We start from the raw sequence: 14,531 nt of genomic DNA, 5'->3' as shown, positions 1-14,531 counted from the left end.
CCCCGGACTCGGGCGCAGGGCGGTGTGCCGACCCGCTGTCGGCAAGTTTACCGACAGGGTGTCGGGAAGACATCGGCGGGCGGGGCGGAGCGGGCAGCGGAAAGCCCGCCCTCACCGGGTGGGGGCGGGCCTCCAGGGGGTCCGGGCGGGCGGGGTCACGGGAGGGTCAGGATGTCCGCGCCCGTCTCGGTCACCACCAGCGTGTGCTCGAACTGCGCCGTCCGCCTGCGGTCCTTGGTCACGACGGTCCAGCCGTCGTCCCACATCTCGTACTCGTACGTCCCCAGCGTCAGCATCGGCTCGATGGTGAAGGTCATGCCGGGCCGCATGACCGTCGTCGCGTGCGGGCTGTCGTAGTGCGGGATGATCAGGCCGGAGTGGAACGACGAGCTGATGCCGTGCCCGGTGAAGTCCCGCACCACTCCGTAGCCGAAGCGCTTGGCGTAGGACTCGATGACCCGCCCGATGACGTTGATCTGCCGGCCCGGCCGGACCGCCTTGATCGCGCGGTTCAGGGACTCCCGGGTCCGCTCCACCAGCAGCCGCGACTCCTCGTCCACGTCCCCGACGAGATAGGTGGCGTTGTTGTCGCCGTGCACCCCGCCGATGTACGCGGTCACGTCCAGGTTGACGATGTCGCCGTCGTTGAGGACCGTCGTGTCCGGGATGCCGTGGCAGATGACCTCGTTGACGCTGGTGCACAGCGACTTGGGGAAGCCGCGGTAGCCGAGGGTCGACGGGTAGGCACCGTGGTCGCACATGTACTCGTGGGCGACCTTGTCCAGCCGGTCGGTGGTGACGCCGGGCGCGATGAGCTTCGCGGCCTCCTCCATCGCCTGCGCCGCGATGCGGCCGGCGAGGCGCATCGCCTCGACGGTCTCGGGCGTCTGCACCTCCGGACCGGTGTACGGCGCCGGCGCGGGCTTGCCGACGTACTCGGGGCGGCGGATGTTCCCGGGTACCGAACGGGTGGGGGAGATCTCCCCTGGTACGAGCAGAGACTGGCCAGACATGCCAGCGAGTCTAACCAGCGGGCATGGGGGAATATGTGCGTGGCGAGAGGAGCTGTCCATGGCCTTGTTCAAGAAGCGCACCGCCGGCAAGCCGGGTGAGTGGTACTACTGCCTGGAGCACAAGAAGGTCGAGGAGGGCCCGGACTGCCCGGGCAAGGACCGCTTCGGCCCGTACGCCAGCCCGCAGGAGGCGCAGCGCGCGATGGAGACCGCGCAGGAGCGCAACCTCGAATGGGAGACCGACCCCCGCTGGCACGACGCCTCGGCGGGCGGCCGCGACACCGACGAGGACTGACTCACACAGGGCACGGACGCGGTGCCGGCGCGCCGCTCGCGCGGCCGCACCGCGTGCTCGTCGGTCCGGGCGTCGTGAGCTGCCGAAGTCGCACGGTTTCTCTCACCAGGGCGCGGCGGGTGGTGCCGTCAGGATGTCCGCAAGGCGGGACAGGCGGTCCCGGAATCCCCGCCCGGCTCTCGGGGAGCTGTTCTCGCCGGCCGCCGCGCTGACCAGGTGCTGCACGCTGTCCAGGTCCAGCTCCGCGCCCTCGGGCACGGCCAGCGTGTCGTGGGCCATCGCGGCCAGCTCGCCGCCGCCCGCGCCGAGCGCCAGCACCGTCACCCCGGCCCGGCGGGCGCCGTGCACCCGCTCCAGCAGCTCCGCGGGCTCCTCGGGGGCGACCACGAGCAGGGTCTCGCCCCGCCGCGCCGCCTCGATCCGGCCGGGGCCGACGGCCAGGTGCGCGGGGTCGGCGGGACGCGCGTCGTGCCGTACCAGTGTCGGTGCCAGCTCGGGGGTGCCCGACCAGGCGGCCTCGTCCACCAGGTGCGCGGCGAGGTGCCAGGGCTCGTATTTCGGCGTGCCCACCAGCAGCAGCCCGCCCCCGTGCGACACCACCGACCCGCGCAGCACCCCGGCGAACCGCCGGGTGGCCCCCAGCCACTCGGTCCCGGCGAGCACTTCGCGCAGCAACGCGACACGTACGGCGTCCATGCGGCCGCATCCTGCCGCAACGGATGGCCCGTGGCCCGGAGTTCACGCCGAATTCGCCCGACCCGGGGACAGGCCGGCCGGCCCCCTTCCGTGGCTCACCCGACCCGCTGCCCGCGGCCCCGCGGACGTAGAGTCGGCCCCATGACCTCTACCGACAGCGCACAGACTCCCGCCAAGGCCCCCGCGAAGGACCCCTGGGACCTGCCCGACGTCTCCGGGCTGGTCGTCGGCGTGCTCGGCGGCACCGGCCCGCAGGGCAAGGGCCTCGCCCGCCGGCTCGCCATGGCCGGCCAGAAGGTGATCATCGGCTCGCGGGCCGCCGAGCGCGCGCGGGCCGCCGCGGACGAGCTGGGGAACGGCGTCGAGGGCGCCGACAACGCCGAGACCGCGCGCCGCAGCGACATCGTGATCGTCGCCGTGCCCTGGGAGGGCCACGGCAAGACCCTCGAGTCGCTGCGCGCGGAGCTGGCCGGCAAGCTCGTCGTGGACTGCGTCAACCCGCTCGGCTTCGACAAGCAGGGCGCCTACGCCCTGAAGCCCGAGGAGGGCAGCGCCGCCGAGCAGGCCGCGGTGCTGCTGCCGGACTCCCGGGTCACCGCCGCCTTCCACCACCTGTCGGCCGTGCTGCTCCAGGACCCGGAGATCGAACGGATCGACACCGACGTGATGGTGCTCGGCGAGGACCGGGCCGACGTGGAGACCGTGCAGGCGCTGGCCGGCCGCATTCCCGGCATGCGCGGCGTCTTCGCCGGGCGGCTGCGCAACGCCCACCAGGTGGAGTCGCTGGTGGCGAACCTGATCTCCGTCAACCGCCGGTACAAGGCGCACGCGGGGCTCCGCGTCACCGACGTGTGAGCCGTACCGGGCGATGGGGGACACTGGTCGGTGAAGCAGCACCGAGCAGTGTCCCCCGACAGGAGCCCAGCCCCATGCCCCGCATCGCCCTCTGCACCCTGATCGTCTGCGTCCTCGCCGTCGCCGCCGCGGTCGTCTCCTTCGCCCAGGGCAGCTGGCTGGGGATCGTCTGGGTGCTCCTCGCGGGCCTGTCGTCCAACATGACCTGGTACTACGTCAAGCGCGGCCGGGTCGCCGTCGGGCAGGGCAAGTCCGTCACGGGCTGATCGTGCACACCTCCGGGGCCTCGCGCCAGAAGCGGTAGAGCTCGTGGCCGCACGCCTGGGAGAAGTCGTCGACGCCCAGACCGCGCAGGATCGCGTCGATGGCGTCGAAGAACGCGATGTTCACCGACGGCACCCACAGCAGCGCGAACACGAACAGCAGCCCGAACGGCGCGAACGGCTCCACCTGGCGTTTCACGCCGTACGACAGCCACGGCTCGATCACGCCGTAGCCGTCCAGGCCCGGCACCGGCAGGAAGTTCAGGATCGCCGCCGTCACCTGGAGCAGGGCGAGGAACGCCAGCGCGTACCGGAAGTCGCGGGGCACGCCGTCCAGGGCGTGCAGCCAGAAGGGCGCCGTGCACACCGCGGCGAACAGCACGTTCGTCAGCGGGCCGGCCGCCGAGATCAGGCTGTGCCGCCAGCGGCCCCGGATCCGGCCGCGCTCGATGAACACCGCGCCGCCCGGCAAGCCGATCCCGCCCATGATCACGAACACCACGGGCAGCACGATGCTCAGCAGCGCGTGCGTGTACTTCAGCGGGTTGAGCGTGAGATAGCCCTTCCCGCCCACCGAGATGTCCCCGGAATGCAGCGCGGTGCGGGCGTGCGCGTACTCGTGCAGGCACAGGGAGACGATCCAGGCCGCCGTCACGAACAGGAACACCGCGACACCCGGCTGCTCGGCGAAGCCGGTCCAGGTGGCCCAGCCGGTCACCGCCGTCACGGCCAGGATGCCGACGAAGACGGGACTGACACGGCGCTCGCCGCGGCTGGTGGTGGCGGTGGTCATGGGCGGCTCCTGTGGACGGGGCGGTCGGAAGGCCGACCGTACCGGGCGGCGGACACGCCGGGAAAACGCTTAGCGGTGGCCGTCCGGTTCCTGGATGGTGGGGGAATGGCACTGAAGAAGGTGTTCTACGAGGAATGGCAGATGGGCTGCTGCGGCCGGCCCTTCTCGGTGGGTGACGAGATCGACTGGCCGCTGGTCGACCTCGACGAACGGCAGCTCCTCGACGGGTACTGCCACGGCGCCGAGGCCTGGGTGGAGAACCACTCGGACGCCACGCACCCGACCACCGGCCGGGTCCGCGCCATCGACCTCGTGCACCAGGAGTACACGGTCGACCTGGACCTGCGTGACCTCGGACGCGCGGCGCCGCCGGGCGGGAAGGTGACGCTCCTTCCCTCGGGACGCTCCCCGGAACCGGTGCCCGGCTCGGTGACGTTCGAACCCGTCGACCACTGCCCGAAATGGTTCGCGGAGGAGGACTACGCCCCGCCGCAGGGCCCGCACCGCGTCCGCCGGGTCCACGGCGCCCTCGTCACCCTGGAGGTGCCGGACGCCGCCCCGCGCGAACCCGGTGACCGGCGCTGACCGCTCCGGAGAGAATGGACCCCGTGCGCTATCAGCTCCTCGGAACCACCCAGGCCCACCGCCCCGACGGCACGCCCGTCCCGGTCGGCGGAGCGCGGCTGCGCGCCCTGCTCAGCGTGCTCGCGCTGCGGGCCGGCCGGACCGTCCCGGCGGGCGTCCTGGTGGACGAGGTGTGGGGCGCCGACCCGCCCGCCGACGCGGCCGGCGCGCTGCAGGCACTGGTCGGCCGGCTGCGCAGGGCGCTCGGTCCCTCCGCCGTGGCCTCAGCCGAGGGCGGCTACCGGCTCGTCGCGGCCCCCGACGACGTCGACCTCACCCGCTTCGACCGGCTGACCGGCGAGGGGCTCGGCGCGCTGGCCGACGGCGACCCGGCGAAGGCCGCCGTCGTCCTGGACGACGCGCTCGCCCTGTGGCGCGGCCCCGCCCTCGCCGACCTGCCGGACCGCACCGCCGAGGCGGCCCGCTGGGAGACCCGCCGCCTGGACGCCCTGCGCGGCCGGCACACCGCCGCCCTCGCCCTCGGCCACGCCGAGCGGGCGCTGCCCGAGCTGGCCGCGCTGTGCGACAGCCACCCCCTGGACGAGCGGCTGCAGGCGCTGCGGCTGCGGGCGCTCAGGGACCTTGGCCGCCCCGCCCAGGCACTGGCCGCCTACGACGGCGTACGACAACTGCTCGCCGACCGGCTCGGCTCCGACCCCGGTCCCGAACTGCGTGCACTGCACAGCGAGTTGCTGCTCAACTCGGGCACCGGCACCGCCGCCGCACCCACCGCACCGGCCGCTCCGGAACCCGGGCGCACGCCGCCCGCCGCTGTCCTGGGCAATCTGCCGGCCCGGCTCACCTCCTTCGTCGGCCGCGAGCCGGACATCGCGGCCATCGGCGCCGACCTCGGGGGCGCCCGGCTGGTCACCCTGCTCGGACCCGGCGGGGCCGGGAAGACCCGGCTGTCCCAGGAGGCCGCCGAGTCGGTGCGGCACACCGCCCGGGACGGGGTGTGGCTGGCCGAGCTGGCGCCCGTGGACGACCCGGACGCCGTACCGCAGGCCGTGCTGACCGCCATCGGCGCCCGCGAGACCGTGCTGCACGGCGCCGGAGCCGAGAGCATGCGGGCCGTCGCCGACCGGCACGACGACCCGCTCGACCGGCTGGTGGAGCACTGCGCCCGGCGCCGGATGCTGCTCGTCCTGGACAACTGCGAGCACGTCGTCGAGGCAGCCGCCCGGCTCGCCGAGCGCCTGCTGGCGCACTGCCCGGAGCTGACCCTGCTCGCCACCAGCCGGGAACCGCTCGGTGTGCCGGGGGAGGTGGTGCGGCCCGTGGAGCCGCTGCCCGAGCCGGTCGCGCTGCGGCTGCTCGCCGACCGGGGCGCGGCGGCCCGGCCCGGGTTCCGGGTCGATGACGACCCCGAGGCGTGCGCCGAGATCTGCCGGCGGCTCGACGGACTGCCCCTCGCCATCGAACTGGCGGCTGCCCGGCTGCGGATGCTGACGCCCCGCCAGATAGCCGACCGGCTGGACGACCGCTTCCGGCTGCTCACCAGCGGCAGCCGCACCGTGCTGCCCCGCCAGCAGACCCTGCGCGCCGTCGTGGACTGGTCCTGGGACCTGCTCGACAGGGACGAACGCGACGTCCTCAGCCGGCTGTCGGTGTTCGCCGGCGGCTGCGACCTGGCCGCCGCCGAGGCCGTCTGCGGCCCGGTCGCGCTGGACGCGCTCGGCTCCCTGGTCGACAAGTCGCTCGTGGTGGCCGCCCCCTCGGCCGACGCCCAGATGCGCTACCGCCTGCTGGAGACCGTCGCCGAGTACGCGGCCGAGCGGCTGGACGAGACCGGCCTCCGTACCGAGGCCGAACGCGCCCATCTGACGTACTACCGCGAACTCGCCCGCACCACCGACCCGTTGCTGCGCGGCTCCGGCCAGCGCGCCGCCGTCGATCGGCTCCAGCTCGAGTACGAGAACGTCCGCACCGCCCTGCGGCACGCCATCGCCGGCCGGGACGAGCAGGAAGCGCTCTGCATCATCCACGCCCTGATCTGGTACTGGCAGATGCGCGACCTGCGCGTCGAGGCCCGCAACCTGTGCCGGGAGGTCATGGCGCTGGGCCCCGACCCGTTCGAGGAGCCCGTGCGCCGCGCCTCCCCGGTGTGGCAGCGCTGCACGGACCTCCCGCCCCCCTACACCGGCGAACTCCTCGACGAGGCCCGGCGCGGGCTGCACCTGGCCCATCTGGCCTGCATGGACACGGAGCTGGACACCTGGCAGACCCCCGCGGCCCAGGCCAAGCTGCGCGCCATCACCCGGGCCTACGAACCCGGGATGCCGCAGACCTGCCGGGTCCCGGGCATGCTCTGGTTCTTCGCCGAGCTGCTGACCAGCGGCATCGACCGGCTGCGCACCATCCTCGACTCCTGTGTCCGCACCTGCCGGGAGACCCCCGGATTCGAGTGGGAGCTGGCCGGCACCCTGCAGATGCGCGCCAACATCCTCGCCAACCGCACCGAGTGGGCGGGCGACGCCACCCGCGACGCCGACGAGGCGCTGGAGATCTTCGAACGCCTCGGGGACGCCTGGGGCGCCGCCGAGGCGCTCTCCGCACGCGGTGAGTCGCGCGAGCGCAAGGGCGAGTACGAGGCGGCCGCCGCCGACTTCCGGGCGGCCGTCGCGCACGCGGAGCGCCTCGGCGCCCGCGCCCAGTCATCGGTGCTCACCATCCGGCTGGGCGCCGTGCTGCTGGAGACCGGCGAGCCGGAGCAGGGCGAAAGCCTGCTGCGCGAGGTCATCGAGCGCACGGACGGCAGCAACAGCGAGGCGCTGCCCATGGCACGCCTCTTCCTGTCCGCCCGGCTCTGCCTGACCGGCCGGGTCGCGGAGGCGCGCGAACAACTGAGGCTGCTGCGCGAGGGCTTCGGGATCGCGCACTTCGTCGTCTTCGACGCCCTCATCCTCGGCCAGGAGGCCTGGGTGGACATCATCGACGGCCGTGTCGAGGACGCCGTGGACAAGATCCGGCGGGCGCTGGCGCGCGCCTGCGATCCGCTGTCCCTGGCCATCGCTCCGCACCTGCAGCCCCAGTACCTGACCATCGCGGCTGCCGCCCTCGCCCTGGTCGACGGCGGCAGCCACGCCGCCGACGCCGCCCGCTGCCTGGGCGCCGCCCATGCGCTGCTGCCCCCGGGCCATGTCGCGGCGACCGTCGAGCGGGCGACCCGCGAGCACGCCGAGGGCGCCGTCCTCGCCGTGCTCGACCGGGCGGCTTTCGACGCCGCGTACGCCGAAGGCGGTGGCCTCTCCCTCGCGGAGGCCACCGCCCTGCTGTGACATCGCCGGACGTCAGCTCTTGGTGCGGAACTTGTGGATGGCGACCGGGGCCATCACCGCGGTGAGCCCCACCGACCAGATCAGCGTCACCCACAGGTCGTGCGCGACCGGGCCGCCCTCCATCAGGCCGCGCGCGGTGTCGGCCAGCGCGGAGAGCGGGTTGTAGTCGGTGAAGTTCCGCAGCCAGCCCGGCATCGAGGCGGTCGGCGCGAAGATCGAGGAGCCGAACTGCAGCGGCATCAGCACCAGGAAGCCCATCGCCTGCACGGACTGCGCGTTCTTCATCATCACGCCGAGGGTGAGGAACACCCACATCAGCGCCGAGCCGAACACCACGGACAGCCCCACGGAGGCCAGCAGGCCGTCCCAGTGGTGGACGTCGTAGCCCACGAGGACGGCGACCAGCATCAGTACCGCGGTCGCGAACAGCATCCGCATCAGCTCCACCGCGATCTTGGCGAAGAGCACGGAGCCGCGCCCGATGGGCAGGGACCGGAAGCGGTCCATGACACCGGAGTTGAAGTCCTGGTTGAATCCGGTGCCCACCCCCTGGGCCATGTTCATGCCCATCATGGCCATCAGGCCCGGCACGACGTACTGGACGTACTGGTCCTGGCCGCCGCCCAGGGACTTGCCGATCGAGCCGCCGAAGACGTACACGAACAGCAGGGTGAAGATCACCGGGAACAGGATGGCGTCGAACATCGACTCCGGGTCCTGCCGGATCCACAGCAGGTTGCGGCGGATGAGCGCGCCGGTGTGTCGCAGATGCGCGCGGACCGAGATGGGGGTGTCGCCCTTGAGCTGGGCGGCGGGCGGGGTGAAAGTGGCGGCGCTCATGCGGCGACCTCCTCGAGGGAGTCGGCGGGCGTGGTGTCCTGCGGGGCACTGGCGCGGTGGCCGGTGAGGGAGAGGAACACCTCGTCCAGGCTGGGGAGTTCGGTGGTGATGGAGGAGATGGTGATGCCGCGCGCGGTGACCGCGCCGACCACCGCGGTGAGCTGCTCGTCGCTGAGGATCGGTACCAGCAGCGTGCCGGTCTCGTGGTCCACGGTGGTGGTGGCGAGCCCGGTGATGCCCAGCTCGTCCAGCATGTCGGCCAGCGGCCGCAGTTGCAGCGGATCGACCGGCCGTACCCGCAGCGAGCGCCCGCCGACCCGGGCCTTCAGCTCCTCGATGCCGCCCTTCGCGATGACCTTCCCGCGGTCCACGACGGTCAGCTCCGAGGCGAGCTGCTCGGCCTCCTCCATGTACTGGGTGGTCAGCAGTACGGTGACCCCCTCCCCGACCATGGCCTTGACCTCGTCCCACACCTCGTTGCGGGTCCGCGGATCCAGCCCGGTGGTCGGCTCGTCCAGGTAGAGCACCGCGGGCCGGCCGATCATCGAGGCGGCGAGGTCCAGCCGCCGCCGCATGCCCCCGGAGTAGGTGCCGGCGGGCCGCCGCGCGGCCTCCGTCAGCGAGAACCGTTCTAGCAGCTCGTCGGCCCGGGCCCGGGCGTCCTTGCGGGACAGGTCCAGCAGCCGCCCGATCAGGTACAAATTCTCCCAGCCCGGGAGCTTCTCGTCCACGGAGGCGTACTGACCGGTGAGCCCGATCACCCGCCGGAGCTGCCGGGGCTGCCGTACGACGTCGTAGCCGGCCACGACGGCCTCTCCGGCGTCCGGGGTGATCAGGGTGGACAGGATCCGTACCAGGGTGGTCTTCCCGGCGCCGTTCGGCCCGAGGACCCCCATCACGGTGCCCGGCCGGACATCCAGGTCGACCCCGTCCAGCGCCTTGGTCTCGCCGTAGTGCTTGACCAGTCCCCGTACGGTCACGGCGGAGCGTCCGCCGGCAGGGTTGTCATCGATTCGCGTCATGGGCAAGACAGTGACAGCCGCCACCGACAGACGACCGACAGGCCGCCGACAGCACCGACAGATCCCCGACGACCATGCCGTCGGTCGAGGGACCACGACGCTGAGCGGCCACCGACGCGACCGAGGCGCGGGCTCAGGCGCGAAAAAAGGGCCAGCCCGCCGACGGGGGACGGTCGGCGGGCTGCCCGGGTGTTGCCGCGATGGCTCAGTGGACGGAGTGCTCCTCCAGCGGGAACGTCCCGCCGACGACGTCCTCGGCGAACGCCTTCGCCGCGTTGCCCATGACCTCACGCAGGTCCGCGTACTTCTTGACGAACTTCGGCACCCGGCCGGACGTGAGACCGAGCATGTCGGTCCACACCAGCACCTGCGCGTCCGTCTCCGGCCCGGCGCCGATGCCGACGGTGGGGATGTGCAGCACCCGCGTCACCTCGGCCGCCAGCTCGGCCGGGACCAGCTCCAGGACGACCGCGAACGCGCCCGCGTCCTGCACCGCCTTCGCGTCCCGCAGCAGCTGCGCCGCCGCCTCCTCGCCGCGCCCCTGCACGCGGTAGCCCATCGCGTTGACGGACTGCGGGGTCAGCCCGATGTGGGCCATGACCGGGATGCCGGACTCGACCAGCAGCCGGATCTGCTCGTGCGAGCGCTCGCCGCCCTCCAGCTTCACCGCGCCCACCCCGGCCTCCTTCACCAGCCGGGTCGCCGAGCGCAGCGCCTGCACCGGACCCTCCTGGTAGGAGCCGAACGGCAGGTCGGCGACGATCAGGGCGCGATGGGTGCCGCGTACGACGGCCGCCGACAGTACGGCCATCTCGTCGAGGGTGACGGGCACGGTTGTCTCGTACCCGAGGTGACAGTTGCCCGCCGAGTCGCCGACGAGCATCACCGGGATGCCGGCCTCGTCGAACACGGACGCGGTCATCGCGTCGTAGGCGGTGAGCATGGGCCACTTCTCGCCGCGCTCCTTGGCGAGGGCGATGTCGCGGACGGTGATGCGGCGGGTGCCCTTCCCCCCGTACAGCGCCTTGCTGCCGTCGGAGGGCTTGGTGTGGGCAGCCGAAAGCTGCGTCATGGCAACGGCTCCTTCAGTCATCTCGAGGCGCCCTGACGGCGTCCCCGGATCGCCTCCATGGTGGCACCTGGTGCCGCCGAGGGCCAGGGGACCCCCCTGTGATCCCCGCGAATAGCGGTCCTGGTGCGGAACGGAAGGGTCCGGTGCGTAAGGTCTCGGTAAAGAAATAAGATACGAGACGGTGCCGTATTGAAATGGCCCTAGGCTCGAACACATGACAACTTCCGTCCCTGCCTCCCGGATACCGGAAGCGGTGCACCGGCGCCGCTGGGCGATCCTCGGCGTGCTGATGCTGAGCCTGCTCATCGTGGTGCTCGACAACTCCATCCTGAACGTCGCCATCAAGACCATCTCGACCCCGGCGCCCACCGGCCTCGGCGCCACCCAGAGCGAGATCGAGTGGGCGATCAACAGCTACACCCTGGTCTTCGCGGGCCTGCTGTTCACCGCGGGCCTCATCGGTGACCGGCTCGGCCGCAAGAAGGTGCTGCTCGGCGGTCTCGTCGTGTTCGGCATCGGCTCGGCCCTGGCCGCCGAGTCCGGCTCCCCGGACCAGCTCATCGCCTTCCGCGCCCTGATGGCCCTCGGTGCCGCGTTCGTGATGCCGGCCACCCTGGCCGTCCTGATGAACGTCTTCGAGCGTGACGAGCAGCCCAAGGCCATCGGCATCTGGGCCGGCGGTGTCGGCCTCGCCATCGCCATCGGCCCGATCACCGGCGGCGCGCTGCTCGACCACTTCTGGTGGGGCTCGGTCTTCCTCATCAACGTGCCGATCGTGATCATCGCGGTCGCCCTGATGGTGTGGCTGGTGCCCGACTCCCGCGACCCGAAGCCCGGCCGCCTCGACCCGGTCGGCGTGGTCCTGTCCGTCGTCGGCCTGGTGCTGCTCGTCTACGGCATCATCAAGGGCGGCGAGCTGGCCGACTTCACCGACGCCAAGGTGCTGGCGACGATCGTCGCCGGTCTCGTGGTGCTCACCGGCTTCGTGATCTTCGAGAAGCGCAGCGACCACCCGTCGCTGGACGTCACCTACTTCAAGAACAAGGTCTTCTCGGCCGCCATGGCCGCCATCGCGCTGGTCTTCTTCGCGCTGATGGGCGTCACGTTCTTCTCGGTCTTCTACATGCAGAGCGTGCGCGGCTACTCGCCGCTGGAGTCCGGCGTGATGATGCTGCCGCTGGCCGCCGCTCAGATGATCTTCGCGCCGCGGGCCCGGCTGGTCGTCGACCGGTTCGGCAACAAGGCGACCACCACCGCCGGTCTGGTGCTGATCGCGGCGACCCTGGCCGCGTTCGCCACCTTCGAGACCGACACGCCGATCTGGCTGCTGGAGGTCGTCTTCTTCCTCATGGGCACCGGCATGGCGCACATCATGACGCCGACCTCGGTGGTCATCATGCAGGCACTGCCCCGTGAGAAGGCCGGTTCCGCCTCCGCGCTCAGCAACACCTTCCGCCAGGTCGGCGGCGCCCTCGGCATCGCCGTCCTCGGCTCGGTGCTCTCCGCCGCGTACCGCAACGGCGTCGAGGGCAAGCTGAACATGCTGCCGCCCGCCCTGCGGGACACGGCCGGTGAGTCCATCGAGGCCACCCTCGGCATCGCCGAGAAGCTCGGCCCGCGCGGACAGGCCCTGGTCACACCCGCCAACGACGCCTTCCTGCACGCCATGCACATCACCGCCCTGTGCGGTACGGGCGTCGCGCTCGTCGGCGCCGTGGTGGTGGCCCTGTTCCTGCCGGGCAGGCCGCCGGCCGGTCAGCAGGGCGAGCGGGAGCCGGAGTTGGTGGCGGCCGCGGACTGACCGGGCAGGAAGAGGGACAGCGGTTCCACGGGGGAAGGAGGCGGCTGCGGGACAATTCCCGCAGCACAGTGGAAGGACGGACGACGTGAGCCTTGCCGACAGCCGGCCGCGACCGGACGGACCCGTAAGGGGCCGCCCGCGCAGTGAGGCCGTGGAACGCGCCATCATCGAGGGAGTGATGAAGCTCCTGGAGGAGGGCGTTCCCCTCGCCGAACTCTCCATCGAGCGCGTCGCGCGCACGGCCGGGGTCGGCAAGGCCACGATCTACCGCCGCTGGAGCGGCAAGGAGGAACTGTTCGTCGACGTCATCCGCGCCGCCGAACCCCCCGACCCCGAACTCCGCGGCACCTCCATGCGCGACGACCTCGTCGTGCTGGTGGAGGCCCTGCGCCGGCGCGGCCTCGTCAGCCGCTCCTCGGCGATCCTGCACAACGTGTACGCGCAGATGAAGTCCAGCCCCAAGATCTGGGTGGCGTACCACGCGAGCGTCATAGCGCCCCGGCGCGCACTCGTCATGGACGTGCTGCGCCGCGGGCAGGAGAGCGGCGAACTCCGGCCTGACATCGATCTGGAGCTGGCCAACGACATGTTCGTCGGCCCCATGCTGGTCCGCTCCGTCATGCGCCCCGACGCCGAGCTGCCCGAAGGGCTGTCCGAACGGATCGTGGACACGGTCCTTGCGGGCCTACGCCCCGTCAGTCCCGCCGTCCCGCCGGTCTAATGTGCGTGTTTCGTCACAGACCTCGCCCGTACGGGGGGTAACCGGAACCCCCGGCGCCGCCTCGTTCGTCCTCGTCTTCCGTACGGCCGTCATGGGACGGCGGGAACGAGCCGATCATCCCCTAGGGTCGACAGAAGCGCGGGGGAACGACGGCGTGCACGGCAGGCAGTGAGGCAGACGGTATGGCGCAGCAGGCGTACATGACGGAGACGGACAACGGCGGCTCGGGGCCCGAGCGACCGGGATCCCGGCTTCGGCGCCTCGCGCACCGCCTCGTCACGGGCTGGCGCGGCGACCCACGTGTCTGGCGGCGGGGCATCGTGCTCGCCGTCCTCGCGCTGCTGCTCGCCCTGGTGATGCTGGTGCACTCGCGCGTCCCCAACCGGCTGGGCAACCTCGGCAGCCTCACCGAGACCTTCCTGCCCTGGCTGGGGCTGGCCATCCCGGTGCTGCTGGTCCTCGGCCTGGTCCGCAGGTCGGCGACCGCCCTGATCGCGGTGCTGCTCCCGGCCATCGTGTGGCTGAACCTCTTCGGCGGCCTCGTCTTCGACAAGGCGGGCGAGGGCGGCGACCTCACGGTGGCCACCCACAACGTCAACGCCGACAACCCCGACCCGGCGGCGACGGCCCAGGACGTCGCCTCCTCGGGCGCGGACCTGCTGGCCCTGGAGGAGCTGCCCGCCTCGGCCGTCCCGGTGTACGAGAAGGCGCTGGCGGCGACGTACAAGTACCACGCGGTCGTCGGCACGGTCGGCCTGTGGAGCAAGTACCCGATGACCGGCGTCGAAGCCGTCGACATCAAGCTCGGCTGGAAGCGCGCGATGCACGCCACGGTGACGACCCCCGAGGGCCCGGTCGCCGTCTACGTCGCCCACCTCCCCTCGGTGCGGGTGAAGGTGGAGGCCGGGTTCACCGCACGCCAGCGGGACAAGAGCGCGGACGCGCTCGGCGAGGCCATCGCCGACGAGAAGCTGAAGCGGGTGGTCGTGCTCGGCGACCTCAACGGCACCATGAACGACCGCGCGCTGAACGCCGTCACCTCCCAGCTGCGCTCCACCCAGGGGGCGGCGGGCAGTGGCTTCGGGTTCAGCTGGCCGGCGTCGTTCCCGATGGCGCGGATCGACCAGATCCTGGTCAAGGGCGTCCAGCCGGAGAGCTCCTGGACCCTGCCGCGCACCAACAGCGACCACCTGCCGATCGCCGCCCGTGTGAAGCTCGACACGTCCGCGTAACCGGCCGGAATAGTGGGCCTGAGAGA

At 72.1% G+C, this 14,531-nt stretch carries 14 protein-coding genes; 8 read left to right on the top strand and 6 right to left on the bottom strand.

The features are described from left to right. Window positions 1-155: 155 nt before the first annotated feature. Entirely contained in the window at window positions 156-1,013 is an 858-nt protein-coding gene (gene map / locus ACZ6B1_RS04600; RefSeq protein WP_366910981.1) for a type I methionyl aminopeptidase, read from the bottom strand. Between the two features lie 58 nt (window positions 1,014-1,071). On the opposite strand from map, the gene ACZ6B1_RS04595 reads away from it, so the two are divergent. Beyond that, window positions 1,072-1,308: a hypothetical protein gene (locus ACZ6B1_RS04595; RefSeq protein ID WP_359544945.1), complete on the top strand. Its 237-nt coding sequence runs from the start codon at window positions 1,072-1,074 to the stop codon at window positions 1,306-1,308. A 102-nt stretch (window positions 1,309-1,410) separates the two neighbouring features. Here ACZ6B1_RS04595 and ACZ6B1_RS04590 read toward each other — a convergent pair whose 3' ends face one another. Next, window positions 1,411-2,004 (bottom strand): hypothetical protein, encoded by a 594-nt coding sequence (locus ACZ6B1_RS04590; protein ID WP_468774900.1) that lies wholly within the window; start codon window positions 2,002-2,004, stop codon window positions 1,411-1,413. Between the two features lie 141 nt (window positions 2,005-2,145). Between ACZ6B1_RS04590 and npdG the strand changes: the two genes are divergently transcribed. Both npdG and ACZ6B1_RS04580 read left to right on the top strand, forming a co-directional pair. After that, window positions 2,146-2,859 (top strand): NADPH-dependent F420 reductase, encoded by a 714-nt coding sequence (npdG, locus tag ACZ6B1_RS04585; RefSeq protein ID WP_468774898.1) that lies wholly within the window; start codon window positions 2,146-2,148, stop codon window positions 2,857-2,859. Window positions 2,860-2,933: 74 nt separating this feature from the next. Then, complete coding sequence (locus tag ACZ6B1_RS04580; protein ID WP_468774896.1) at window positions 2,934-3,125, top strand: hypothetical protein; 192 nt, start codon at window positions 2,934-2,936, stop codon at window positions 3,123-3,125. Here ACZ6B1_RS04580 and ACZ6B1_RS04575 read toward each other — a convergent pair. Then, window positions 3,115-3,915, bottom strand: a complete 801-nt coding sequence (locus ACZ6B1_RS04575; RefSeq protein WP_468774895.1) for a site-2 protease family protein — start codon at window positions 3,913-3,915, stop codon at window positions 3,115-3,117. The two genes, ACZ6B1_RS04580 and ACZ6B1_RS04575, sit on opposite strands and share 11 nt — an antisense overlap. Before the next feature lie 105 nt (window positions 3,916-4,020). On the opposite strand from ACZ6B1_RS04575, the gene ACZ6B1_RS04570 reads away from it, so the two are divergent. Further along, window positions 4,021-4,500, top strand: a complete 480-nt coding sequence (locus ACZ6B1_RS04570; RefSeq protein ID WP_468774894.1) for a DUF6578 domain-containing protein — start codon at window positions 4,021-4,023, stop codon at window positions 4,498-4,500. A gap of 14 nt (window positions 4,501-4,514) precedes the next feature. Then, window positions 4,515-7,817 carry a BTAD domain-containing putative transcriptional regulator gene (locus ACZ6B1_RS04565; RefSeq protein ID WP_468774893.1) on the top strand — a complete coding sequence of 1,101 codons (3,303 nt, stop codon included), beginning with the start codon at window positions 4,515-4,517 and terminating at the stop codon, window positions 7,815-7,817. 12 nt (window positions 7,818-7,829) lie between these two features. Here the strand turns inward: ACZ6B1_RS04565 and ACZ6B1_RS04560 are convergent, their stop codons facing one another. The 3 genes from ACZ6B1_RS04560 to panB form a co-directional block, all read right to left on the bottom strand. Continuing rightward, on the bottom strand, window positions 7,830-8,657 hold the full coding sequence (locus tag ACZ6B1_RS04560) for an ABC transporter permease (protein ID WP_468774891.1): 828 nt from the start codon (window positions 8,655-8,657) through the stop codon (window positions 7,830-7,832). Continuing rightward, window positions 8,654-9,679, bottom strand: a complete 1,026-nt coding sequence (locus ACZ6B1_RS04555) for an ATP-binding cassette domain-containing protein (protein ID WP_468774889.1) — start codon at window positions 9,677-9,679, stop codon at window positions 8,654-8,656. Before ACZ6B1_RS04555 ends, ACZ6B1_RS04560 begins: the two co-directional genes overlap by 4 nt. Window positions 9,680-9,884: 205 nt before the next feature. Beyond that, window positions 9,885-10,751 carry a 3-methyl-2-oxobutanoate hydroxymethyltransferase gene (panB, locus tag ACZ6B1_RS04550; protein ID WP_468774887.1) on the bottom strand — a complete coding sequence of 289 codons (867 nt, stop codon included), beginning with the start codon at window positions 10,749-10,751 and terminating at the stop codon, window positions 9,885-9,887. Window positions 10,752-10,965: 214 nt separating this feature from the next. Between panB and ACZ6B1_RS04545 the strand changes: the two genes are divergently transcribed. From ACZ6B1_RS04545 to ACZ6B1_RS04535, 3 genes are all read left to right on the top strand, one after another. Further along, on the top strand, window positions 10,966-12,552 hold the full coding sequence (locus ACZ6B1_RS04545) for an MFS transporter (RefSeq protein ID WP_468774885.1): 1,587 nt from the start codon (window positions 10,966-10,968) through the stop codon (window positions 12,550-12,552). An 85-nt stretch (window positions 12,553-12,637) separates the two neighbouring features. Further along, window positions 12,638-13,273 carry a TetR/AcrR family transcriptional regulator gene (locus ACZ6B1_RS04540; RefSeq protein ID WP_468774883.1) on the top strand — a complete coding sequence of 212 codons (636 nt, stop codon included), beginning with the start codon at window positions 12,638-12,640 and terminating at the stop codon, window positions 13,271-13,273. 182 nt (window positions 13,274-13,455) lie between these two features. Then, window positions 13,456-14,505, top strand: a complete 1,050-nt coding sequence (locus ACZ6B1_RS04535) for an endonuclease/exonuclease/phosphatase family protein (protein ID WP_468774881.1) — start codon at window positions 13,456-13,458, stop codon at window positions 14,503-14,505. The last annotated feature ends 26 nt before the right edge of the window (window positions 14,506-14,531 follow it).

The organism is Streptomyces sp. NPDC041129 (assembly GCF_055592265.1).
The sequence above is the reverse complement of the archived record's forward strand: the minus strand, read 5'-3'. Positions and strand labels throughout refer to the sequence as shown.